Source organism: Cyclobacterium qasimii M12-11B (assembly GCF_000427295.1).
Taxonomy (GTDB): Bacteria; Bacteroidota; Bacteroidia; order Cytophagales; family Cyclobacteriaceae; genus Cyclobacterium; species Cyclobacterium qasimii.
This window is the reverse complement of the sequence record NZ_ATNM01000017.1, coordinates 1-870: the sequence shown is the minus strand read 5'-3', so window position 1 is coordinate 870 and position 870 is coordinate 1. Positions and strand designations below refer to the sequence as shown.

The following is an 870-nucleotide window of genomic DNA, read 5'->3' as shown; positions in this document are numbered from 1 at the left end:
CTATAGATGATCCTGTTTTTCAAATGCGGATTAAATTTTTTGGTAATAAAGCAGCGTTTTCACAACGTATTAAAGTTCTCAATAAAGAATTGTCACTTATTGAAGGTGAAGTAGAATTTATGGTCTGTGATGACGAAAAAATGTTTACCGCCAACTTATATCGATCTTAAGTTTAACTTGAAGGATACTGAAGATGTTAAAGAGGTTTCTACAGGAATGGCATTAAATTTAACCGGTAATACACCAAAAATTCTAGAGCCTGTAAAATGGAGCACTTCTGTTGAGAAAATAAATGATACCGAATTGATTTTAGTGTCTACCGCAACGATAGATAAGGGTTGGAAGTTATATGCTCAAAATATTGAAGAAGGCGGCCCAATTCCAACGAGTTTTGATTACACATTAAAAGACGGTGTTGAGTTAGTCGGTTCAACTAATGAAGAAAAGGGTGAAGAAAGTATAGACAAGGTCTTCGATATGAAGATTAAATACTTTAAAGATAAGGCTGAATTCAGACAAAAATTAAAGTTTCAGACGCAACAATTTCTTCACTCGTTTCTGAGGTTGGCTTTATGTCTTGCGATGACACACAATGTACAGCTCCAACTTATGTCGATTTAGAATATGATTTAACTAAGACTGTTGTGGCTTCCTCAGATATTTCTGAAAACTCTGAAGCAGATGACGACGAGTCGAGCAAAGGTTTATGGTCTATTTTTATTATTGCTTTCTTTTCTGGATTTGTAGCGTTATTAACACCATGTGTGTTTCCAATGATACCAATGACGGTAAGTTTCTTTATAAAACAAAGTCAATCTAAAGCCAAAGGCATTCGTAATGCTATCATTTATGGATTATCAATTATTGTAA

General features: G+C 34.0%; 2 protein-coding genes. Both read left to right on the top strand.

What is annotated here, in order from left to right; all coding sequences use genetic code 11:
• Positions 1-177 precede the first annotated feature (177 nt).
• Positions 178-621, top strand: coding sequence for a protein-disulfide reductase DsbD domain-containing protein (locus ADICYQ_RS25630; RefSeq protein WP_020894228.1), 444 nt, complete (start codon positions 178-180; stop codon positions 619-621).
• Positions 622-644: 23 nt separating this feature from the next.
• A partial coding sequence (locus tag ADICYQ_RS28035; protein WP_438830469.1) for a cytochrome c biogenesis protein CcdA occupies positions 645-870 on the top strand: 226 nt, incomplete at its 3' end.